Annotated in this window: 20 protein-coding genes; 13 read left to right on the top strand and 7 right to left on the bottom strand. The window is 71.2% G+C overall.

The genetic code is table 11. From position 1 onward, the window contains the following. Positions 1-72 precede the first annotated feature (72 nt). A complete protein-coding gene (locus ACY34K_RS21995) occupies positions 73-2007 on the top strand; it encodes a helix-turn-helix domain-containing protein (protein ID WP_462749651.1) in 1935 nt (644 codons plus the stop codon). A gap of 58 nt (positions 2008-2065) precedes the next feature. Here ACY34K_RS21995 and ACY34K_RS21990 read toward each other — a convergent pair whose 3' ends face one another. Then, complete coding sequence (locus tag ACY34K_RS21990; protein ID WP_462749805.1) at positions 2066-3421, bottom strand: MFS transporter; 1356 nt, start codon at positions 3419-3421, stop codon at positions 2066-2068. Between the two features lie 587 nt (positions 3422-4008). On the opposite strand from ACY34K_RS21990, the gene ACY34K_RS21985 reads away from it, so the two are divergent. From ACY34K_RS21985 to ACY34K_RS21965, 5 genes are all read left to right on the top strand, one after another. Then, entirely contained in the window at positions 4009-4911 is a 903-nt protein-coding gene (locus tag ACY34K_RS21985; RefSeq protein ID WP_462749803.1) for an SDR family NAD(P)-dependent oxidoreductase, read from the top strand. A 54-nt stretch (positions 4912-4965) separates the two neighbouring features. Next, on the top strand, positions 4966-5547 hold the full coding sequence (locus ACY34K_RS21980) for a TetR/AcrR family transcriptional regulator (protein ID WP_462749648.1): 582 nt from the start codon (positions 4966-4968) through the stop codon (positions 5545-5547). 258 nt (positions 5548-5805) lie between these two features. Further along, complete coding sequence (locus ACY34K_RS21975; RefSeq protein WP_462749647.1) at positions 5806-6210, top strand: hypothetical protein; 405 nt, start codon at positions 5806-5808, stop codon at positions 6208-6210. A 42-nt stretch (positions 6211-6252) separates the two neighbouring features. Continuing rightward, entirely contained in the window at positions 6253-6531 is a 279-nt protein-coding gene (locus ACY34K_RS21970) for an NAD(P)H-dependent oxidoreductase (protein ID WP_462749645.1), read from the top strand. A gap of 16 nt (positions 6532-6547) precedes the next feature. Further along, complete coding sequence (locus ACY34K_RS21965) at positions 6548-6730, top strand: hypothetical protein (protein WP_462749643.1); 183 nt, start codon at positions 6548-6550, stop codon at positions 6728-6730. 38 nt (positions 6731-6768) lie between these two features. Here the strand turns inward: ACY34K_RS21965 and ACY34K_RS21960 are convergent, their stop codons facing one another. Further along, positions 6769-7080 carry a transposase gene (locus ACY34K_RS21960; protein WP_462749640.1) on the bottom strand — a complete coding sequence of 104 codons (312 nt, stop codon included), beginning with the start codon at positions 7078-7080 and terminating at the stop codon, positions 6769-6771. Positions 7081-7291: 211 nt separating this feature from the next. Here ACY34K_RS21960 and ACY34K_RS21955 point away from each other — a divergent pair, with 211 nt between their 5' ends. Next, positions 7292-8053 carry a maleylpyruvate isomerase family mycothiol-dependent enzyme gene (locus ACY34K_RS21955; protein ID WP_462749638.1) on the top strand — a complete coding sequence of 254 codons (762 nt, stop codon included), beginning with the start codon at positions 7292-7294 and terminating at the stop codon, positions 8051-8053. Positions 8054-8057: 4 nt separating this feature from the next. On the opposite strand, the gene ACY34K_RS21950 is transcribed toward ACY34K_RS21955, so the two are convergent. Beyond that, positions 8058-8183 (bottom strand): hypothetical protein, encoded by a 126-nt coding sequence (locus tag ACY34K_RS21950; RefSeq protein ID WP_462749636.1) that lies wholly within the window; start codon positions 8181-8183, stop codon positions 8058-8060. A gap of 358 nt (positions 8184-8541) precedes the next feature. Between ACY34K_RS21950 and ACY34K_RS21945 the strand changes: the two genes are divergently transcribed. Beyond that, positions 8542-9447, top strand: coding sequence for an arginase family protein (locus ACY34K_RS21945; RefSeq protein ID WP_462749634.1), 906 nt, complete (start codon positions 8542-8544; stop codon positions 9445-9447). A gap of 218 nt (positions 9448-9665) precedes the next feature. Beyond that, positions 9666-10325: a saccharopine dehydrogenase family protein gene (locus ACY34K_RS21940; RefSeq protein WP_462749631.1), complete on the top strand. Its 660-nt coding sequence runs from the start codon at positions 9666-9668 to the stop codon at positions 10323-10325. Positions 10326-10349: 24 nt separating this feature from the next. Here ACY34K_RS21940 and ACY34K_RS21935 read toward each other — a convergent pair whose 3' ends face one another. From ACY34K_RS21935 to ACY34K_RS21920, 4 genes are all read right to left on the bottom strand, one after another. Then, entirely contained in the window at positions 10350-11072 is a 723-nt protein-coding gene (locus tag ACY34K_RS21935; RefSeq protein WP_462749629.1) for a hypothetical protein, read from the bottom strand. 887 nt (positions 11073-11959) lie between these two features. Next, on the bottom strand, positions 11960-12241 hold the full coding sequence (locus ACY34K_RS21930) for a metal-sensitive transcriptional regulator (RefSeq protein ID WP_462749627.1): 282 nt from the start codon (positions 12239-12241) through the stop codon (positions 11960-11962). Positions 12242-12399: 158 nt separating this feature from the next. Continuing rightward, complete coding sequence (locus tag ACY34K_RS21925) at positions 12400-14670, bottom strand: heavy metal translocating P-type ATPase (protein ID WP_462749626.1); 2271 nt, start codon at positions 14668-14670, stop codon at positions 12400-12402. Positions 14671-14742: 72 nt separating this feature from the next. Further along, a complete protein-coding gene (locus ACY34K_RS21920; protein WP_462749625.1) occupies positions 14743-15027 on the bottom strand; it encodes a heavy-metal-associated domain-containing protein in 285 nt (94 codons plus the stop codon). A 184-nt stretch (positions 15028-15211) separates the two neighbouring features. Here ACY34K_RS21920 and ACY34K_RS21915 point away from each other — a divergent pair, with 184 nt between their 5' ends. From ACY34K_RS21915 to ACY34K_RS21900, 4 genes are all read left to right on the top strand, one after another. Further along, on the top strand, positions 15212-16168 hold the full coding sequence (locus tag ACY34K_RS21915; protein ID WP_462749624.1) for a hypothetical protein: 957 nt from the start codon (positions 15212-15214) through the stop codon (positions 16166-16168). 648 nt (positions 16169-16816) lie between these two features. Next, a complete protein-coding gene (locus tag ACY34K_RS21910; protein WP_462749622.1) occupies positions 16817-17683 on the top strand; it encodes a universal stress protein in 867 nt (288 codons plus the stop codon). Continuing rightward, entirely contained in the window at positions 17680-20325 is a 2646-nt protein-coding gene (locus ACY34K_RS21905) for a cation-translocating P-type ATPase (protein WP_462749621.1), read from the top strand. Before ACY34K_RS21910 ends, ACY34K_RS21905 begins: the two co-directional genes overlap by 4 nt. A 238-nt stretch (positions 20326-20563) precedes the next feature. Further along, positions 20564-21454, top strand: a complete 891-nt coding sequence (locus ACY34K_RS21900; RefSeq protein WP_462749619.1) for a universal stress protein — start codon at positions 20564-20566, stop codon at positions 21452-21454. Positions 21455-21466: the final 12 nt, after the last annotated feature.

Here is a 21466-nt window from a genome sequence, read left to right as displayed (position 1 = left end):
CCGCGCCGAGGGGGCCTACCGGTTTTCCACAGGGCTGGTGCGATGCCCCGTACGACAGGTATCCCTGTGACCATGTCCGAAGAACAGCTCTCCTACCTGGAGCTCCTCGCCCGTGGAGCGGCCGGCGAGGCCTACGACCGGCCGGTGCTGCTCGCCCGTGCCGACGGTGCCGACCCCGACGCGCTGGCCGCGCTGGAGCGCGCCAAACAGCTCGCGCTGCGCGTCCGCGCCGAGCTCGAAGGGCGGCGTCGCCGGGAGGCCGAGCTGTCGGCGCTTTTCGAGACGGCGCACGATCTCGCCGGTCTCCGGGACCTCGACGCCGTACTGCGGGCCATCGTCCAGCGCGCCCGCTCCCTGCTCGGCACCGAGGTCGCCTATCTGAGCCTCAACGACCCGGCGGCCGGCGACACCTACATGCGGGTCACCGAGGGTTCCGTCTCGGCCCGCTTCCAGCAGCTGCGCCTCGGCATGGGCGAGGGCCTCGGCGGCCTCGTCGCCCAGACGGCACGCCCCTATGTCACGGAGAGCTACTTCGACGACGAGCGGTTCCGGCACACCCACGCGATCGACTCGGGCGTCCGGGACGAGGGACTCGTCGCCATCCTCGGTGTTCCGCTGACCCTCGGCAGCCAGGTGATCGGCGTGCTCTTCGCGGCGGACCGCCGGGCCCGGGTCTTCGGGCGCGAACAGGTGGCCCTCCTCGGCTCTTTCGCCGCCCACGCTGCCGTCGCCATCGACACCGCCAACCTCCTCGCCGAGACGAGATCGGCCCTGGCCGAGCTCGAACGGGCCAACGAGACCATCCGCGCCCACAGCGGCGTCATCGAGCGGGCGTCCGACGTCCACGACCGGCTCACCGAACTCGTCCTGCGCGGCGGAGGCGTCCAGGACGTCACCGCGGCCCTCTCCGAAGTCCTTGACGGATCGGTCGAGTTCACCGCGAGGCCCCCCTCCTCGGCATACGGCGACGGCCGTGCCGTACGCCGGGAGGACGACTGGGTGGCGGCCGTCGCGGCGGGCGGTGAGGTGTTCGGTGCCCTCGTGCTGCACGGCCAGCCACGGCTCGACCCGGTCGACCGGCGCACCCTGGAACGAGCCGCCATGGTCACCTCCCTGCTGCTGCTCGCCCGCCGCTCCGCGGGCGAGGCCGAACAGCGCGTACGGGGCGAGCTGCTGGACGACCTGCTCGACGCCCCCGACCGGGACCGCCGGCTCCTGCGAGAGCGGGCGTCCCGGCTCCGTGCGGACTTCGACGCCCCGCACGTCGTGCTGGCCGCCCGCCTCGCCCGCCTCGACCGGCACGTCCACGGACCCGCCGCCTCCGGCACCGCCGAACGACCCGCCGAGCATCCCGCGGAGCGCTCGGCCGAGGGGAAGAGCGCCGACCGCGGGCGCCTGTGGTCCGCCGCCTCGCACCTGGCGGCCACCCGGCACGGACTGGCCTCCGCCCGGGACGGCGGCACCGTCCTGCTGCTTCCCCTCGGCGAGGGTGACACCGCGGCCGACCTCGCCGCCCAGACGGCCCGGCATCTCGGCGGGACCCTGCGTGAACCGGTCACGGTCGGTGCCTCCTCCCCGGTGGACGCGCCCGCCACTCGTCCTCACGCGATACCCGCGGCGTACGCGGAGGCCCGCCGCTGCCTGGACGCCCTGGAACTGCTCGGCCGCTCGGGCGAGGGTGCCGCCGCCCAGGACCTCGGGTTCCTCGGCCTGCTCCTCGCCGACACCCGGGACATCGCCGGGTTCGTGACCCGCACCATCGGCCAGGTCGTCGCGTACGACCGGCGTCGCGGCACCGACCTGGTCCGTACCCTCGACGCGTACTTCGCGAGCGGTATGAGCCCCGCCCGTACCAAGGACGCCCTGCACGTCCACGTCAACACGGTGGCGCAGCGCCTCGAACGCATAGGCAGGCTGCTCGGCGACGACTGGCAGTCGCCCGCCCGGGCCCTGGAGGTCCAGCTGGCGCTGCGCCTGCACGCCATGTCCTCGGCGGTCGCACGCTGAAACGGCCGGCCGCCCCCGGGAGGGCGACCGGCCGTCGCGCACGGTCCTGATGGCGCGGTCAGCGGCCGGCCACGACCCGCTCGGTCTCGGCCACGTCGGCCAGATCCCGGTTGCGGGTCTCCCTCGCACACATGATCGCGACCACGGTGATCAGCGCGGCGGCGATGACGTAGAGGGCGATCGGCGTGGAGCTGTCGTAGTCGGCCAGCAGCGCCGTCGCGATGAGCGGAGCAGGCGCACCGGCCGCGACCGACGAGAACTGCGCCCCGATGGAAGCCCCGGAGTAGCGCATCCGGGTCGCGAACATCTCGGAGAAGAACGCCGCCTGCGGCGCGTACATCGCGCCGTGCAGCACCAGTCCCACGCTGACGGCCAGCAGCAGACCGCCGAAGCTGCCGGAGTCGATCAGCGCGAAGAACGGGAACATCCACGCCCCCACCCCGATGGCACCGATCAGGTACACGGGTCGCCGCCCGATCCGGTCCGACAGCGCACCCCACCCGGGGATCACCGCGAAGTGCAGGGCGGACGCGACGAGTACGGCGTTGAGCGCGGTCTGCTTGCTGAGCCCGGCCGATGTCGTCGCGTAGACGAGGATGAACGCGGTGATCACGTAGTAGCTGATGTTCTCCGCCATCCTGGCGCCCATCGCCACCAGCACATCGCGCCAGTGGTGCCGCAGCACGGCAACGAGCGGCATCTTCTCCACCGAGGTCGCCTCCGCCTTGCGCGCCTCGGCCTGCGAAAGCGCGGCCTTGAAGACCGGCGACTCATCGACGGACAGCCGGATCCACAAACCCACGATCACCAGCACCCCGGACAGCAGGAACGGCACGCGCCAGCCCCACGAGGCGAAGGCCGCGTCCGACAACAACGCGGTCAGCGCCGACAGCACCCCGGTGGCGAGCAACTGCCCGGCCGGCGCCCCGGTCTGCGGCCACGAGGCCCAGAACCCCCGCCGCCGGGCGTCCCCGTGCTCCGACACCAGCAGCACGGCCCCGCCCCACTCACCGCCGAGGGCGAACCCCTGCACCAGCCGCAACACCGTGAGCAGCACGGGCGCCGCGGTCCCGATGGTGGCGTGCGTCGGCAGCAGCCCGATGGCGAAGGTCGCCCCGCCCATCAGCAGCAGGCTGAGTACGAGCAGCTTCTTCCGCCCGAGCCGGTCCCCGTAATGCCCGAACACCAGCGCCCCGAGCGGGCGCGCGGCGAACCCGACGGCATAGGTCAGGAACGACAGCAGGGTGCCGACGAGCGGGTCGGAGCCGGGGAAGAACAACGAGTTGAAGACGAGTGCGGCGGCCGACCCGTAGAGGAAGAAGTCGTACCACTCGATGGTGGTGCCGATGAGGCTCGCGGCGACGATGCGCTTGAGATTCGACTCCGCGGGTGGAGCGGTCGCGGGGGAGGACATCGGCACCACTTCCTGGCAGTTGACGGGACGTGTTCGTGTCGCCATACCGTAGGAATGCGCAGGTCAAGGGCGTATGTGGCGGGACACCATAGTTCCGGGGGCGGGTGTGCGTGAGGCCACCATGCGAGGCGTGTCGACGCTGGTTCGTGGGCCGTTTTGAAGGGCGATGGAGTGCTGCCCGAGTTGCGCTGTTCGCGCAACGCCGACACCTGGTGCCCCTTCCTCAGTGCGGTGAACCAGCGTGGCCCCCTTCGACGGCCTTGGATACGCCTCGGGCTCGGGCGCTCACCGAGGGCGGGGAGAGGCTGGCGGCTGGGGGCTCTGTCCCTTGTGCCTGACGGAGGGGATGATCAGGCCGAGGTCTCGCGGAACCCCGTCGCACCACGTGTTGGCCTGGAGGAGCACCCGCCACCGGTGATGTCCGCGGGCGAGTGCTGGAAGTGACGGATTGTTGCGACCAGCCCACCTGTGCCAGGGCGGCACATCATCTGGTCGATGCATCAAACGTAAGCGGATGATTCATCCGGTTGTGTGTTACGGTCGCGCTAAGCGGATGAGTGATCCGGATGCCTGCTGGGGGACAAGTCATGACGAGAACAGCGGTAATCACGGCCGGAACGGCCGGAATCGGTCTGGAGACGGCGCTAGGGCTGGCTGCTGCCGGGTTCTCGGTCACCGTGGTCGGGCGCAACGCCGACCGGGGCGCCCGGGCTGTCGACCGGATCAACGCGACGGGCCCCGAACGCCCTGGTCGGTTTCTGTCCGCCGACCTGGCCTCGCTCGACGAAGTGCGTGCGCTCGCCGAGCGGATCGCCTGCGACCATGTCGCCTCGGGCGAGCCGCTGACCGTGCTGGTCAACAATGTGGGGGCGATGTTCGCGGACCGACGCGACTTCGGTGGTGTCGAGGCGTCGTTCGTCGTCAACCATCTCTCGCCGTACCTGCTGACCGAACTGCTGCTGCCCACCCTGTCCGCCGGTGCGCCGAGCAGGATCGTGAACGTGACATCGGGTGCTGTCGGGGTCGCGAAGCGAGTGTTCGACGCCGTCGAGCCGCCCGGCGGCTATTACGGCTTCCACTGGTACGGCCGCGCGAAACTCGCCCATCTCGCTTACACGCTCGATCTGGCCACGCGGCTGGAAGGCACGGGCGTGTCGGTCTTCGCTGCCGACCCGGGAGGAGCGGCTACCGACATGACCAACGGCACCCTGGCCGACCCGAAGATCGTCTCGCCGGCCCTGCGGCTGCTGTGGCCGCTGGTACGCCGCCGATTCGAGCGTTCGACCTCGGGTCCCGCGTCCTTGGCGGCCAGGCCCTCGATCATCGCCGCCACCGACGACGCCCTGACCGGTCGGACCGGCATCGTCATCGGCGCCCAGGCCCGCCCGGTGGCGCCGTTCCGCGCGGCGACCGACCCCCGCGTCGCTGAGGCCGTGCGCAGACTGAGCAAGCGGCATGCGCCCCTCTCGGCCGCGTGCCCCGATATATGACACGGGGGCGGGACATGGGATCACCCGGATGGACCATCCGATTAGGCTGCCCTCATGAGGACGACTCCACTGCGTAAGGACGCGGCCCGAAACTGGGAACGGATCATCGCCGTCGCCCGCGGCCTGGTCGATGACGGCACGGCGCTGCAGCTCAACGACGTCGCCCGCCGCGCCGGGCTCGGTGTCGGCACCGTCTACCGGCACTTCGCCACCCCCGAAGCACTGCTGGAGTCCGTGGCCACCCCCTGCCTCGAAGCCCTGGCCGCCCACGGCGAGCACGCGCTGACCGACACCGATCCCTGGCGCGCGCTGGAGGGCTTCCTGACACGGATCGTTGAAGCACAGGTCACCGACGTGTCCCTCTCCAAGGTCACCGCCGCACCTACGGACGCCCTGACGCGCACCACGGAACTCAAAGAGATGCTGGCGTCGACCGGCGCCACACTCCTCGACCGGGCGCGCCAGGCCGGGGTGGTCCGCCTTGACCTGGCTCCCAGCGATCTGGTCCCACTCATGTGCGGCATCGCCCATGCCGTGGACGTCCACGACGGCACTCCCGCCGATCGAATCGACACGGCCCGTCGCTACCTGGCCGCACTGCTGGAGGGCATGCGAGCCACACCACCGACTGGGTGACATACGTCCAGCGGCGTCGCGCCAGTGGGTAGTGGAGGGGCGGGGCCGGCGCCTCTCTGTCGTCCGTCGAGCACACGAGGGCACTACCAGGAAGTGTTCCCGTGGTGCGCGGAATGCCGACGTCGTCTGCAGTCCGGCTGCGGTCGGTCCTGGGGCTGTCTCAAGGGCGTAACCGGCTGAGGGTGCCCACGGGCCGTGCCCGTACCTCGTGGCGAAGGCTCCGGAAGGCCGGAGCGCACGACACAGGGGGAGAGCCCGATGCTCGACAAGCGCTTCGGAATGATCGCTGCTGCCGCCGTGGCCGGCACCATGCTGTTGACCGCCTGCGGCGGCGACGGCGAGGAGACCGGTGCTGGGGGCCAGAACAGCTCCACCGGCGCCGAGCAGGCCGGTGCGGCACCTGAGCTCGGTTTCCTGAGCGGGACGGCGCAGCAGAACAAGGCCCGGCCTGGCACCGGCGACTGGGCCAACGACCCCGGCAGGCCCGCTACGCGTCCGGCTGCCAAGAGGTGGGTCCAGCTCAGCGCCGCCAGGGCGGGGCACCTGGACTCCGTCGTGGTCAACGGAGCCGGCTTCACGCTCTACCGCTTCGACAAGGGCACCGCGAACCCGTCGAGGTCGGTGTGCAACGGTGAATGCGCCACCACCTGGCCGCCCGTCTGATCGTTCACGCGCACCCTGAGCCCCATTCGTTCAGCACCGCCCATGGCCACCGCGGCTCAGACGCTTCGTGATGTCGGCTACCAGGTCGGCGTCCTCGACCTCTACTCCGAAGCATGGACCCCCACTCTCGGCCGTGAGGAGTTCGCGCCGGTGGAAGGTCACTTCAAGCCGCAGGCCGAGCAGCAGCGCGCGGTCAAGGACGGGACGCTCGACGCCACCGTCAAGGCCCATCTCGATCGACTGCTCGCCGCTGATCTGCTCGTGCTGTCGTTCCCCCTGTGGTGGTTCTCGCTGCCCGCCATGCTCAAGGTTCCGTTCTGATGGCGCCTTCGGCTCGATGGACGACTTCCTGTTCCACATCCACCGCGGCATGCTGGAGTTCGTCGGCTACCAGGTCCTCAGCCCCGTGATCACCTACGGACCGGCCCGCATGACCGACCAGGAAAAAGCATCGGCTCTGGAGACGGTCAGGAAGTCCGTCGCCCTCGCCGCGGCGGAGGCACGGCCTGCCGTTCGCTGACGCCGACACGGCTGAAGCAACACTGACTGCCGGCTCGCTCACCAGAATCGAGCTGGCGTTGACGCCCGGCACGAGGCACAGACCGAAGGACTGAGCATCGGAGTTGTCCATCTGGGCCGCCTATCGTGCTCAGTCACACCGGGCAGCGCCATCCACGGCGTCCCAGTGCGGTACTTGAACGCGATCGCACGGCGCACTTGCCGGTGACCCCGCCACCGCCCACCACGGCGAGGTGTCCGGTCCGGCAGCAATGGCTCGATGCGTGCCCACTGGGCGTCAGCCAACGACACACCAGACCAACGATCCGAGGATCCGCAGGAAGCAGCCCAACGCTGAACCCTGTTGAGCATCCACACGGGCATCTTTGAGTGCGTGCACTCACGCACGGCAGTGCTCTTGTGGCGAGAGTGGGGGCGGACCCAGTCCTATGACGCGTTCAACGAGCCAGCCAGGAAGGGCATATGGCTACGACCAGGCAGTCTATTAGGTGCTCCAACCCCCGCAGCTGACGGCCTGGAAAATACGGTGCGATCGGCTGAGTCGGGGTGATAGGTAAGCGAGGTGACAGAGAGTCTTGAGTATTCCGCCCTGCTGCAACTGATCGACGAGCAGTCGGCCGCCTTCAGGAGTGCGGTTGCCGCCGCGCCCAGCCTTGACGCGCCGGTGCCCTCCTGCCCCGAGTGGACGTTGTTCGATCTGGTGCAGCACCTGGGTACGGGCCAGCGCTGGTGGGCCGCGATCGTCGCCGCGGGCCCGGCCGAGGCTCCGCCGGCCAAGGACGCCGCGGAGGTGCCGCGCGAGCGCCAGGCGCTGTTGTCCTGGTACGCCGAGTCGAACGAGCTGCTGCTGAGTGCCCTGCGCGAGGCCGGCCCGGAGCGCGAGTGCTGGACGTGGTGGAGCGCCGGCGTGTCGCCGGCGAATGCCTGGGGCGTTGCCCGGCGCCGGGTGCACGAGGTGCTGGTGCACACCTACGACGCCCAGCTCGCCGCAGGCGCCGTGCAGCGGATGCCGGCGGACGTCGCGATCGACGGCGTGGCCGAGTTTCTCGACACCTGCAACTCCACCCCGGCGCCCTGGCCGCACGAGGCCGCCACCATCCACTACCACGCCACCGAGGGCCGCTCCTGGCTCCTCACGCTGGACGGCACCGGCGCCTGGCCCGCACCCCTCACGAACGACGCCGCGCCCGCCTCCGCTGCGGCCACGGGCACGGCCGAGCAACTGCTCCTCTTCGTCTGGGGCCGCCTCACGCTGAGCGACCTGAAGATCGAGGGCGACCAGCAGGTGTTCGAGCAGCTGATCGCCTGGGAGCCCGAGGAGTAGCCAGTCAATACCGCCAGCGGACGGCCTCGACGACGTCCGCGGCGGTGAACATCGCGAACAGCTCCGCCTCCGCGCGGCGGACGGCCAATACGGCCTCGTACAGCTCGGGCCCGAGCGCCGCCCGCAGCACTGCGTACGCAGCCAGGAGGAAGATATGGCTGTGACCAGGCTTTCTGTCAGGTACTCAGGGGCCGTCTTGTCGATCACCTACAGAGCCGGACGAGGGTGTCGGCGCGGGTGAGCGTTCGACGACGTCGCGGCGTCGGTATGCCGCCCTGTCGCATCCGCAGGGCCGTTTCCGGCGCCGCTTGCGGCCGCCGAGTCGATCGGTGCGTTCTGGGGACGTGGCCCTGATCCCGCGTCGGCGGAGGCAGGCCCGGAAGATGCGGGCGGAGTTGCCGTTGTCCACGGCCACATGGTCGGGCGGGACTCTTGGCTTGCCCAAATCCGGTTGAAGGGTCGGCTCTACGTCGCCGAGGATGGGCCGCATGCGGAACATCGTGGTGGTCGACGCCCCCTCCAACCTGGGCCTGCGCCCGCCCGCCCCCGGCACCGTCCCCGGCTGCTACAAGCTCGCCGGAGCCCTGCGGGAACAGCGGATCGTACAACGGCTGAGTGCGCGCGAGGGTGGTGTGGTGGTGCCGCCGCGGTACGACCGCGGGGACTGGCAGGAGGGTGACGGGGTCTTCAACGCTGCAGCGCTCGCCTCCTACACCCGCGAGCTCGCCGACCGGATCGAGCACCATGTCCGCAGGGGGGACTTTCCCGTCGTACTCGGTGGCGACTGCTCGATTCAGCTCGGCGCCTCGCTCGCCCTGCGCCGCCTGGGGCGGTACGGGCTCGTCGCGGTCGATGCCTCGCCGGACTTCCGGCACCCGGGCAACTCCGGTCGGATCGGCGCGGCCGGCGGCGAGGAGGTCGCGCTGGCCACCGGGCGGGGGCAGGACGACCTGACGGATCTGGAAGGACTCAAGCCCTATCTGCGGGACGAGGACGTGCGGTTCTTCGGGATCCGCGACGCCTTCCGGGACGATGAGGACTGCGTCGAACTCGCTGCCCTGAAGATCCCCGTGGTGACCGTGGGCGACCTGCGCGAGTGGGGCGCGGAGGTGCTCGCCCGGGCCACCGCACAGTCCTTCGCGACCCCGGACGTGTCCGGTTTCTGGGTCCACTTGGATGCCGACGTCCTGGACCCGGGCGTCATGCCCGCCGTGGACAGCCCCGACGCCGACGGACTTCTGCCCGCCGAACTCGTCGCCTTGTTGCGTCCGTTGCTGGCCTCCCCGCTCTGTTGCGGGTTCAACGTCACCATCTACGACCCCGATCTCGATCCGGACGGCACGGCGGGTGCGCTGCTCGCCGACATCGTGGTGGACGCCTTTGCCCGGTCGTGACTGGTGGACTTCGCGTGCGGGGGGCCGGTCGGCAGGTTCCTTGTTCCTGGTGGGGCAGACGGGCGCGCGGCCAGGGAGTGCAGGCGGTGCACGGGCGGTTCGCCCCTTGGCTGCCGACGGCACCCTCGACCGGCTCCTGGCCGCAGCCGAGGGAAGGGCGGCGCCCACCCGCGCGGCCGCGGCGCCAAGGCGACCATTCGGAGCAGGTCGACCAACTCGTGGGGCGACCGCCGCGCCGCGAGGGCGCTGGGACCTTCCTCCCCGGACTGACCAACCTGCTCGCCCGGCGTGTCCACGAGGCCGTCGGCGGCGCCGAGCGGATCGACCTGACCGTGCTGCTCGGCGCGGGGGAGCGGCACGGCGCCGACGCGGTGCGGTGGACGGTCGCCGGCCTCAGCGAGCCCGTCGCCGCCCCCGCGCAGCGGCTTTCACTGCCCGGATTCGGTGTGCGGACCGCCCACTCGTTCCCGTTTTCCGACCAGTACACCCTGCGGCGCACCCTCGGCGTCCCGGAGGTGACCACACGGCTGTGCCTGGACTCCCGGCCGCTGACCACGACCCTGTTCGCAGTGCGCCGGGCCGGGTTGCTGCGTGGCGCTCGCGGGCCACGCCGGCAGCGGCTGTTGACCGGCGTGTTCAGCCGCGTCCACGTCGGCGGGGACGGCTTCGCCCTCCGGGCCGACGCCCGTCGCGGCGACCGCCACGTGACTCTGACGCTCACGGGGAAGGGGCAGAGCCACGCGACGGGCCTGGTGGCCGCCCACGTCGTGCGCGCGCTCCTCACGCGCGGTCTGCCGGCCGGCGTCCTCGAACAGCTGGCAGCGCTGAGCGACCTGCCGGAACGGCTGGCCTCCTACGGCATCACGACGACCCGCTGAATCGCCACTGTTCGAGCCGTGATCTCAATGCTGATGACCGTCGTCGTGCCCGGGCTCCTTGCTGGGGTGGGTGTCCTGGGGAGAGGTGGTCGGCGCGGGGGACGGATCGGCAGTGCCGGTACCGGTGCCGTGATCGCCTTCATGGCGTTCGTCGCTTCCCTTCTTGGGTACGTCGCTGTGGCTGTGTCCCCCTCCGGACTCGGCCATGGTGGGAGCGATGTGGCGCAGGCCCAGGAACGTCGCGGCCGTGATGACGAGGATGGCCAGTCCCATGAGGCCGAAGATGCGCCGCCACGGCTTCTTGGCCTCTTTCAGGAAGTAGGCGACGAAGGAGAGGACGATGCCCAGCGGTATCAGCACGGCACAGCGTTCCGGCAGGTCCGCGAAGTGCTGCATGCCGCCACTGAGCATGCCGAGGCCGAACGAGAGCATCGTCGAGGTGCCGAGCACGCGCAGCGTGCGTGACAGGACGGGCTTCTCGGACGCGAGGACGATGTCGTTGAGGACGGTGGCGAGCAGGAAGACCAGCACGCCGGACGCCGCGATCATCGAGTAGCGGGTGGGGTCCATGGGGTGGTGGACGACTGCGCCGCTGATAAGCCCGGCACCGACGTAGTAGCCGACGTAGCCGAGGTAGCGCCAGGGCAGGGAGGCTCCTTCCCGCCTGAGGTTGGAGCGGCGCTGGCTGCGGGTCGGCTGCGAGGGGGCCGGGGACAGGGTCGTGCGAAGACCGGAGGAGGAAGACAAAGCTGACCTTTCGAGGTGGGGTCTGTCGGGGCCTGCGACTGGCCCGGCGGGGGCCGGCAACGAGCCGTGCGGCAGGCAGGGCGGCCGGAGAGCGGGCATCCGGGCACGGCGCAGCGTGAGTCGACGCATGGCTCGGCACCGCATCGGCCGTAGTCGGGCTGCGGACGTGCCTCGTAAGGCACGACAGATCCGCTGTCGGCACGCGGGCGGAGATGTGTGGGCGCACCCACCGGTGTCGTCGACCGGTTGGGCGGCGTGAAGGGCCTAGATCCGCAGGACCGCTGAGGGTGGCACGGGAACAGGTGCCCGGGGGACTACCGCGGGTCCGGGGGACGGGGTCGCATGCGGGTGCGGGGGCCCGATGGCCGGGGACTCGCACGGGCCGGGCAGCGCGACGCCCTTTTCCGGCTGGCCGGACACGCACTGGTGAGCCGCGTGGTCCGGCTCGGGAGCTTCGTGGTGGCCGAGCTCGGGAGCGTCACGGTGATCGGTGTGCCGGTGGCCGGCGGACGAGCCGTGCGTGTCGTGCCGGTGGCCGGCGGGCGAGCCGGGCAGCTCGGCCCGCGTGACCGAAGGCCCGTCTTGGGTGGGCCCGGCTGTCGCGAGGAACGTGGTACGGGGGTGCGCGTGGCCCGCGGCGCTCTCCGCGCTGACCCCGTGTGTGTACACCAGTGCGAGAAGTAGGGAGACGAGGACCCACGTCCACTGCGGGCCCGCTGCTCGAGAACGGGACCGCGGACCGCTGTGGATCGGCCGGGCCGCAAGCATGCCGGGGAGCATAGCGCGACGGCGGCAGCGGGTCGCCTGTCGCGTGCGTTCGGCGGTACCGCTCCGGCCTCACCCTCGGCCGAGGAGGCGCACCGGCGACGGGTGCAGCCCCTGACCGCTCAGGCCCGGACCATGCGAGCGATGGCCTGGGAGGCCTCGGCGACCTTGTCCCTGGCCTCGTCCCCGCCCTCGGCGATCGCGTCGGCCACGCAGGAGTGGAGGTGGTCCTCCAGCATGGTGAGCCCGAAGGACTGCAGGGCCTTGGTGGTGGCGCTGACCTGCGTGAGGACGTCGATGCAGTAGGTGTCGTCCTCGACCAGGCGCTGCAGGCCGCGGACCTGGCCCTCGATACGGCGCAGCCGCTTGAGGACGTCGTCCTTGTGGGCCGTGTAACCGTGCATGGCGATCCCTTCTCGACGAGTAAGCCATTACCCCTAGGGGGTATATGGCCAACGACGGACCCCCGCGATGTGTTCCGTCGGCGACGCACGTGAAGCCGAGAGCGGTAGGGCCGCCCCCCGGCCGGTGATGACCGGTCGGGGGCCCTGTTCCGCAGGATTCAGGAGAGGGGGCGGAAGGACCGCAGGCGCAGGGAGTTGCCGACGACGAAGACCGAGGAGAACGCCATGGCGGCTCCGGCGATCATCGGGTTGAGCAGTCCGGCGGCGGCCAGCGGCAGGGCGGCGACGTTGTAGCCGAAGGCCCAGAACAGGTTGGACTTGATCGTGCCCAGCGTCTTGCGGGACAGGCGGATCGCGTCGGCCGCCGCCCGCAGGTCACCGCGGACCAGGGTCAGGTCGCCTGCCTCGATGGCGGCGTCGGTGCCGGTGCCCATGGCCAGCCCCAGGTCGGCCCGGGCGAGAGCCGCGGCGTCGTTGACACCGTCGCCGACCATGGCCACGCTGCGGCCTTCGGCCTGAAGGCGCTTGACCACGTCGACCTTGTCCTCGGGCATCACTTCCGCGATGACCTGCTCGATGCCGACCTCGGCAGCCACTGCTTCGGCGACGGCCTGGTTGTCGCCGGTCAGCAGGACCGGGGTCAGCCCGAGGGCCCTGAGGCGGGTGATGGCCTCGGCGCTGGTGTCCTTGACGGCGTCGGCGACCTCCAGGACCGCGCGGGCCTCGCCGTCCCAGGCCACCGCGATGGCGGTCCGGCCGGCGGTCTCCGCCCGGTCCTTGGCCTCCTTCAGCGCGGCGGGCAGCTCGATCGCCCAGTCGGCCAGAAGCTTCTCCCGGCCGACGAGGACCACATGCCCGTCGACGATGCCCTGCACGCCGAGGCCGGCGATGTTGGTGAAGTCCTCCGGAGCGGGCAGACCCCCCACCTTGGCGGTGGCACCCTGGACGACGGCCTGGGCGATGGGGTGCTCGGAGGCGTGCTCCAGGGCGCCCGCCAGGCGCAGCGTCTCGGTCTCGTCCGTCGAGTCGGCGGTGTGGACGGCGAGGAGGGTCATCTTGCCGGTGGTGACGGTGCCGGTCTTGTCCAGGAGGATCGTGTCGACCTTGCGGGTGGACTCCAGGACCTCGGGTCCCTTGATCAGGATGCCGAGCTGGGCGCCGCGCCCGGTGCCGACCATCAGCGCGGTCGGAGTCGCCAGGCCCAGGGCGCAGGGGCAGGCGATGATCAGTACCGCCACGGCGGCGGTGAACGCGGCGGTCCAGCCCGCTCCGTTGCCGAGCCAGAAGCCGAGGGTGCCGAGCGCGAGCGCGACGACGACGGGCACGAACACGGCGGAGATCTTGTCCGCGAGGCGCTGGGCAGCGGCTTTGCCGTTCTGGGCGTCCTCGACGAGCTTGGCCATGCGGGCGAGCTGGGTGTCGGCGCCGACCCGGGTGGCCTCCACGACCAGACGGCCGCCGGCGTTCAGGGTGGCTCCGATGACGAGGTCGCCGGCCGAGACCTCCACGGGGACGGACTCACCGGTGAGCATCGAGGCGTCCACGGCCGATGCGCCCTCGGCCACCACGCCGTCGGTGGCGATCTTCTCCCCGGGGCGGACCACGAAATGGTCGCCGACCTGCAGCTCGCCGGTCGGGATGCGCTCCTCCCTGCCGCCGCGCAGCACGGTGACGTCCTTCGCGCCGAGCTCCAGCAGCGCCTTGAGCGCGGCTCCGGCCTTCCGCTTGGAGCGGGCCTCGAAGTAGCGGCCCGCCAGGATGAACGCGGTCACACCGGCCGCGGCCTCCAGGTAGATGTTCCCCGAACCGTCGGTGCGCGCAACGGTGAACTCGAACGGATGGGTCATGCCGGGCGTGCCGGCGGTCCCGAAGAACAGGGCCCACAGCGACCACAGGAAGGCTGCCGACGTACCCACCGAGATCAGGGTGTCCATGGTGGCGGTGCCGTGCCGGGCGTTGGTGAACGCGGCGTTGTGGAACGGCCAGGCCGCGTAGGTCACGACCGGGGCGGCCAGGGTCAGGGAGAGCCACTGCCAGTAGTCGAACTGCAGGGCAGGGATCATCGCCGTCGCGATCACCGGAACCGACAGCACCAGCGCGGTGATCAGCCGCTGCCGCAGGGGTCGCAGGGGATCCACCACGTCCGCGCTCTCCCCGCCCGCGCCGCCCGCGCCGGCGTCATCGGCCGGCGCGCTCGGCGGTTCGGGCTCGCGGGCGGTGTAGCCGGTGGCCTCGACGGTCCCTATCAGATCCGCGACGCTCACCCCGGCGTCGTAGGTGACCTTGGCCTTCTCGGTGGCGTAGTTGACGGTGGCGGTCACGCCCTCCATCCGGTTGAGCTTCTTCTCGATCCGGGCCGCGCACGAGGCGCAGGTCATGCCGCCGATGGCGAGCTCGACCTCGGCGGTGCCGGCAGCAGTGGTGGTCATGATGCTCCTCGTGCTGGCGGGGGCCGGGGTCCTCGGAGGCCCCGGCGGCGGGTACGGGTAGGGGCGGGCGAATCAGGCCGCGCGGCCGGTGACCTCGTAGCCGGCGTCGTCGACAACTCGGGCGATCACCTTGTCGTCCAGGCCGCCGGCGCTGATGACGACGACCTGACCGGCGTCGAGGTCGACCTCGACACGGATGACGCCCTCGGCGGCGCCGACAGCCCGGGTGAGCGTCTCCTCGCAGTGGCCACAGGTCATTCCGGCCACCGCGTAGACGGTGCGGACGCCCTCCACGGTGACCGACGACTCGGCCGCCGTGGAGCAGGTGTTGTTCGGGGAGCAGCAAGACGAAGACATATCAGTTCTCCAGACCCGGGTCGAATACCCCCCAGGGGTATCTAGGTCAGGCAAAGATATACCCCCTCCCGGTATGAAAAGCAAACCCGGCAGCGGCGTGGACCTCATACCCCCAGGGGGTATTCTGGGCTGCATTGACGCGGACGGCGCGCCGCTCCGGCCCTGCACGACACGGGAGACGACCATGAACACCGCAACGAAGATCAGCCTCTACGGCGCAGCCCTCGCGGCAGCCTTCACCGGCGCGTACGGCATAGGCGCGGCGGCCGATCCACTCACCAGCAAGGCCCGTACGGCACAGCACGCCCCACATCAGAGGAGCGAAGCGATGAACGACCACAGCGACCAGCACACCGGGCAGGCGCCGGCACTCCCCGGCGGACTGCAGGTCTCGCAGGACGGCTACACCCTGGACCTCAAGACGCCGCGCCTCACGGCCGGCCAGGAGGCGCCCCTGCGCTTCGCCATCAAGGACGACAGCGGCAAGGCGGTCACCGACTACACCAGCTCTCACGACAAGGAACTGCACCTCATCGTCGCCTCACGCGACCTGAACACCTTCCGCCATCTGCACCCCACACGGGCCGCCGACGGCACCTGGAGCACCCCCGTCAGTCTGCCCGCGGCCGGCGACTACCGCGTCTTCGCCGACTTCACCCCCGCCAAGAAGGGCGCAACCGCCCTCACCCTGGGCAGCGACCTCGCCGTCGCCGGCCCCTATCAGCCCCGGGAACTGCCCGCACAGCAGGCCACCTCCGACGTCGACGGCTACACCGTCACCCTCGACGGCGACCTCACCGCCGGCAAGATGAGCGACCTGACCCTGAACGTCACCAAGAACGGCAAGCCCGTCGACGACCTTCAGCCCTACCTCGGCGCCTACGGCCACCTCGTCGCCCTCCGCGCCGGCGACCTCGCCTACCTCCATGTCCACCCCGAAGGCGAGCCCGGCGACGGCACCACCACGCCCGGCCCCGCCATCTCCTTCATGGCCACCGCCCCCACCAATGGCAGCTACCGCCTCTTCCTCGACTTCAAGCACCAAGGCACCGTCCACACCGCCGCCTTCACCGTCCACACCAGCCCCGCCGATGCAGACACCGACAACCGCGGCAGCCACACCGACCACGCCGGACACTGACAGCAGCGCCCCCTGCTGTCACCAGACCCGGTCAGCCGGATACGGCCGACCATATGAAGGCGACCGCAGGTGATCGGCCGCTCAAGAACGACAGCCTTCTGACGTGTCGTCACCCGAAAGCCATGCCACTCGGCATGTGAGGGGCGCCTGCAGGTTCCAATTCCCCGAGTCGCGTGAGGCTCCACGCACCCACCCCCCACAGCGGTACCGGTGCTGGTGTCCACCCGGCGCGGGGACGTCCCCTGTCCACGTCTCGATGGGCCAGGGACCTGGCGGTGCAGACCAGGTGGTCCCGATGCTCGCGGTGTCCCCCTCCGGCCCTGCCACTGCTGGGGAGTCGCGCGAACAGCCGTCACCCGACGCCGATGTGACGACACCGTCCGTCGCGGGCACGGAATCGATACGCGACAAGCAGCCCTGCTGCGTCCGGCCGCAACGAGGAGCTCGTGCAGGACATCGCGCTCGCCGGCTGAACCTGTCGAATTGCCCCTCGCATGCGACCCACAGCGTGACCCTCGCGGGCGACGCCGCCGGGACCTTCGGTCCCGCTCCCGGGACTTGGTGACCCTGCCCCCGCCGTCGCCGCGATGACAGCGTGAACCGTGACTGCCCACGGTGCGACAGCTGTCGTGCGCGCGAGGAGGAATGATGACCAACACTGCCGTACGTGACGAGATACTCGTCGGTGTCGATCCGAAGGAGCAGTCCCTGCCGGCCCTCGCCTGGGCGGCCGATGAAGCGGTACGCAGAGGGCTGGGCCTTCGCATGGTGCTGTCGGTTCCGCCGGCTCACGACTCACCGCACGTCGACACCGAACCCCACCGTCTGACTCGGCTCGCGAAGGGGAAGCAGTCCCTGGCCGCGGCGGCCGAAGCCGTACGCGCACTGCACCCGGACGTTCCCGTGACGACGGAGTTGCTCGACGGTGTGCCCGCGCCGGTGCTCTGCCGGGAAGCGGCACACGCCCGCCTGGTGGTGCTGGGCTCCCGTTGGCTCAGCCGGTGGGAGGAGATCTTCAGCACCGGCTCGGTGGTGGTACCGGTGAGCGCTCGAGCACAGTGCCCGGTCGTCGTGGTGCGGGAGCCGGAACACATCGCTGAGGAGGACCCGTTCCTCGTCGTGGGTGTGGACGGCAGTGACGACTCGGGCGCAGCTGTGGCGTTCGCCTTCGAGGAGGCACGTCTGCGGGGCGCGGCGGTGCGCGCCGTGTGGGCATGGCACCGCTCCTTCGCCGGTCTGGGCGACGACACGGACGCGGAGCAGCGGCAATGGCGCACGCTGGCCGAGTTCTTGGAGCCGTGGCTCCAGAAGTATCCCGAACTCGACGTCACGCAGGAGGTGTCACAAGGCCACCCGGTGGAGCGGCTGTCGCTCGCCTCGACACGTGCCCTGGCCGTCGTCGTGGGGCGTCACGGGCGCGGCGGTTACACCGGGATGCGTCTCGGGTCCGTGGTCCATGGCCTGCTGCACAGGGCGGAGTGCCCGGTCATCACCGTGCCCGGGCCCGGTCGATGACGCCGGGCGTGGACAGCACGTGCACAACAGCCGGGCAGGAAAGGCTGAACGTCCCGCAAGAACCACGCCCCGGCGGGCCACCGGATGTGCTGGATCCCGGGCTCGCCGAGGACGAGGCGGCACGTCGCCTCGTCGCGCACGGTCCCAATGCGCCGGCCGGTGCACGACCCGTCCGCCTGCACGCCCGAGTGCTGACACAGCTGCGCGATCCGCTGATCATGGTGCTGCTCGGCGCCGTCGCTCTGACCGTGGCGATCGGTGACCACACCGACTCCGTGGTCATCGCCCTGGTGATCGCGGTGAACACGGCCGTGGGTGTCGTTCAGGAGGTACGTGCGGACCGCGCGGTTGCGGCCCTCTCGGCCATGTCGGCTCCCACCGCTCGGGTGCGTCGAGGCGGCTCCGACCGGCAGGTCCCCTCCTCGTCGGTGGTACCGGGGGACGTGCTGCTGCTGGGGGAGGGGGATGTCGTGCCGGCCGACGCCCGGCTGATGCACGCGGCGTCCCTGCTGGTCGACGAGTCGATGCTGACTGGTGAGTCGGTACCCGTGGACAAGACCGCGGGACTGGACGGACGGGAGGAGTCGGCGCTCCAGGCCGGCACAGTGGTCGTACGCGGCCGTGGCGTGGCACGTGTGACGGCGACCGGAGCGGCCAGTGCGCTGGGCCGGATCGCCGAACTGCTCGACACCCGCCCTGAGCCCACCCCGCTGCAGCACCGGCTGGCCGCCCTTGGACGGGTGCTCGCCCTGTCCGCCCTGGGCCTGTGCCTGGTGTTCTTCGTCCTCGGCCTGACAAGAGGAGCGGCCCCGGGGACCATGGCCGTGACGGCGATCAGTCTCGCGGTCGCGGCCGTGCCGGAGTCCCTGCCTGCCGTTGTCACTCTGGCCCTCGCTCTGGGGGCGCGCCGCATGGCGGCCCGGCACGCCCTCGTGCGACACCTGCCGGCCGTGGAGACCCTGGGGTCGGTGACGGTGCTGGCCACCGACAAGACCGGCACCCTCACCGAGGGCCGGATGGTGGTCGAACGGGTCTGGACACCGTCGGACGGCGAAGCCGTCTTCACGGGTTCCGGGTACGACCCCGCGGGGGAGGTCCGCAGGGCAGGCCCGAGCGCGGGCGACTCCGGTCCGGATGCCGTGCGAGACCTGCTCACCGCGGCTGTCCTGTGCAACGACTCCGAACTCGGGCCGCCGGCGCCCGGTTCCGCCGACACCCGCTGGTCGGCGCTCGGCGACCCGACCGAGGCCGCCCTGCTCGCCGCGGCGGCCAAGGCCGGGTGCCGGAGCCGCCAGGAGCTCGAGGCCCCGTACCCGAGGAGGGACGAGGAACCCTTCGACAGTGCCCGCAAGCGCATGACCACGGTGCACGGCACGCCCGAGGGCGACGTACTCGTCTGCCTGAAGGGTGCGCCCGAATCGGTCATCGCCGCCGCTGTCCTGGACGAACCACCGCACGTGCTGGACCGGGCCGGGGAGCAGGCGGCGACTCTGGCCGCCCAGGGCTTCCGTGTACTCGCCGTGGCGTCGGGCCGGCGTGACGAGCTGCCCGCTCGCGCGAGGGACGCCGAGAAGGGATTGCGACTGCTGGGGCTCGCCGCCATCAACGACCCACCCAAAGCCACGGCGCGCAAGACCCTGGCCGACTGCAGGAAGGCCGGGATCACGCCGGTACTGATCACCGGCGACCACCCGGCCACGGCCGGAGCCGTCGCCGGCCGCATCGGCCTCGTCGAGGATGCGGCGACCGCACACGGCACCGTGGTCACCGGCCCGGCACTGGCAGCCGGGCAGGTGCACGATGTCACGGACGTACGGGTCTTCGCCCGCACCGACCCCGAGCAGAAGCTCGATATCGTCCAGGCATGGCGGGCACGTGGACACGTCACGGCCATGACCGGAGACGGCGTCAACGATGGTCCCGCCCTGCGCCAGGCCGACATCGGCGTCGCCATGGGACTGCGGGGCACCGAAGTCGCCCGGCAGGCGGCCGACCTCGTGCTGACGGACGACGAACTCTCCACCGTGGTGGCCGCCGTCGAAGAGGGGCGGCGCGTCTACGACAACATCCGCCGTTTCCTCCTCTACGCCCTCGCCGGCGGGACCGCCGAGATCCTCGTGATGCTCATCGGCCCCGCGCTGGGCCTCCCGCTGCCCCTGCGCGCCGGGCAGATCCTCTGGATCAACCTGCTCACACATGGCCTCACGGGAGTGGCGATGGGCGCCGAGCCCGCCTCGCCGGGTGTGATGCGGCGACCCCCTCGGCCCCCGCGGCAACACGTCCTCGGTGACGGGCTGTGGCAGCGGATCCTCCTCCTGGGCACAGTGGTCACCGCCGCATCGCTTGCCGCCGGTGTCGTCGCCAGAGGCATGGGCGCCCCCTGGCAGAGTGTGCTCTTCCTCGCGTTGCTGGCCGCCCAGCTCGGTGTGGTGCTCGGCCTGCGTGACCGGCTCCTGAGCCGCGACAACCTCTTCCTCCCGGCCGCCGTGGCGGGGTCCGCCGCCCTCGCGGCCGCGGCACTCCACCTGCCGTTCCTCCAAACGATCCTGCACACCGACCCGCTCGGCTGGGCGGGGGCCGGTACGGCGGTCGCCGTGGGTGCGCTCGGCTTCACCACCGCGCGCCTCGCCCGACGGGCCTGACGTCGCCTCCGTTGCACCTCCACACGACGCCCGTACCGGCCTTGACCGGCACGGGCGTCGTGGTGCTGCCACCGCTGCCCGCGCGAGTCCGAGGGCGGGAAGCCACCGGCCGGACGGGACCGTCGAAACACGCCCTGGAAGGCCCTCCGCCAGGGACATACGGCCCCTCCCTCGACGCGTCGCGGATCGCCATTCTGAACGAGCCACCCCACCAGCCCCTGTACCCGGAGGTCTCCCCATGTCCCGCTCCGTCACCGTCGGTCTGGACGGATCCCGAGAGAGCCTCGCCGCCGTCGAGTGGGCCGCGGAGGAAGCACGCAGGCGCCGCCTGCCCCTGCGACTGCTCCATGTGTGGGACATCGAACCGGATGTGCACACACCGCTGATCGGCCCCGACACCCGGCGCCACTGGGGCGAGCGCATCCCGAGGAAGGCGGCCGAGCGTGTGCGGAAGGACCACCCGGACCTTGACGTCGAGACGGCGCAGCGCTGCGGTGAGCCCGCGGAGACCCTGTGCGAGGCCGCGCAGGAGTCCGAGCTGCTCGTCGTCGGCTCGCGTGGGCTCGGTGCCTTCACGGGCTTCATGGTTGGTTCCGTCGCGCTGTCCGTGGTGGCCCGCAGCAAGCAGCCCGTCGTGCTCGTCCGCGCCGAGACGCCGCCCGTGCCGGCCGCCACGCCGAAGCCCCGGACGGAGCCGGGACGCGGTCGAGTCGTACTCGGAGTCGACATCGACCACCCGTGCGACGAGCTCCTGGAGTTCGCCTTCGCCCATGCGGGGCGGCACGGGACCGCGCTGCACGCTCTGCACAGCTGGCACCTCCCGCCGCTCTACAGCCCGGAGCCGGCTGCGGCCGTCGTCGCGCTGCAGGGCGAGGTGACCGCCGCGAAGGAAGCAGTGCTGGCACAGGTCCTGGAGCAGTGGCGGAACAAGTTCCCCGATGTCGTGGTCACCCAGGAGTGCAGTCTCGGGCGGCCGGCCTCGGATCTGCTGCGGGCGGCGCGTGGTGCCGGGCTCGTCGTGGTCGGCCGCCGCAACCGGCGCTCGCGGATCGGCGCGCACATCGGGTCGGTGACGCACGCCGTGCTGCACCACTGCCCCGCGCCGGTGGCCGTGGTGCCGCACGGCTGAGTCACGCCCGGT

It is taken from the genome of Streptomyces sp. STAM6, from assembly GCF_054963715.1.
The sequence above is the reverse complement of the archived record's forward strand: the minus strand, read 5'-3'. Positions and strand labels throughout refer to the sequence as shown.

Coding starts and splice junctions, on each gene's coding strand:
- ACY34K_RS21905 (WP_462749621.1), top strand. CDS start 17,680: ATGACGCCGGGCGTGGACAGCACGTGCACAACAGCCGGGCAGGAAAGG.
- ACY34K_RS21975 (WP_462749647.1), top strand. CDS start 5,806: ATGCTCGACAAGCGCTTCGGAATGATCGCTGCTGCCGCCGTGGCCGGC.
- ACY34K_RS21925 (WP_462749626.1), bottom strand. CDS start 14,670: ATGACCACCACTGCTGCCGGCACCGCCGAGGTCGAGCTCGCCATCGGC.
- ACY34K_RS21920 (WP_462749625.1), bottom strand. CDS start 15,027: ATGTCTTCGTCTTGCTGCTCCCCGAACAACACCTGCTCCACGGCGGCC.
- ACY34K_RS21990 (WP_462749805.1), bottom strand. CDS start 3,421: ATGTCCTCCCCCGCGACCGCTCCACCCGCGGAGTCGAATCTCAAGCGC.
- ACY34K_RS21915 (WP_462749624.1), top strand. CDS start 15,212: ATGAACACCGCAACGAAGATCAGCCTCTACGGCGCAGCCCTCGCGGCA.
- ACY34K_RS21910 (WP_462749622.1), top strand. CDS start 16,817: ATGACCAACACTGCCGTACGTGACGAGATACTCGTCGGTGTCGATCCG.
- ACY34K_RS21980 (WP_462749648.1), top strand. CDS start 4,966: ATGAGGACGACTCCACTGCGTAAGGACGCGGCCCGAAACTGGGAACGG.
- ACY34K_RS21945 (WP_462749634.1), top strand. CDS start 8,542: ATGCGGAACATCGTGGTGGTCGACGCCCCCTCCAACCTGGGCCTGCGC.
- ACY34K_RS21965 (WP_462749643.1), top strand. CDS start 6,548: ATGGACGACTTCCTGTTCCACATCCACCGCGGCATGCTGGAGTTCGTC.
- ACY34K_RS21930 (WP_462749627.1), bottom strand. CDS start 12,241: ATGCACGGTTACACGGCCCACAAGGACGACGTCCTCAAGCGGCTGCGC.
- ACY34K_RS21960 (WP_462749640.1), bottom strand. CDS start 7,080: ATGCTCAACAGGGTTCAGCGTTGGGCTGCTTCCTGCGGATCCTCGGAT.
- ACY34K_RS21970 (WP_462749645.1), top strand. CDS start 6,253: ATGGCCACCGCGGCTCAGACGCTTCGTGATGTCGGCTACCAGGTCGGC.
- ACY34K_RS21985 (WP_462749803.1), top strand. CDS start 4,009: ATGACGAGAACAGCGGTAATCACGGCCGGAACGGCCGGAATCGGTCTG.
- ACY34K_RS21900 (WP_462749619.1), top strand. CDS start 20,564: ATGTCCCGCTCCGTCACCGTCGGTCTGGACGGATCCCGAGAGAGCCTC.
- ACY34K_RS21995 (WP_462749651.1), top strand. CDS start 73: ATGTCCGAAGAACAGCTCTCCTACCTGGAGCTCCTCGCCCGTGGAGCG.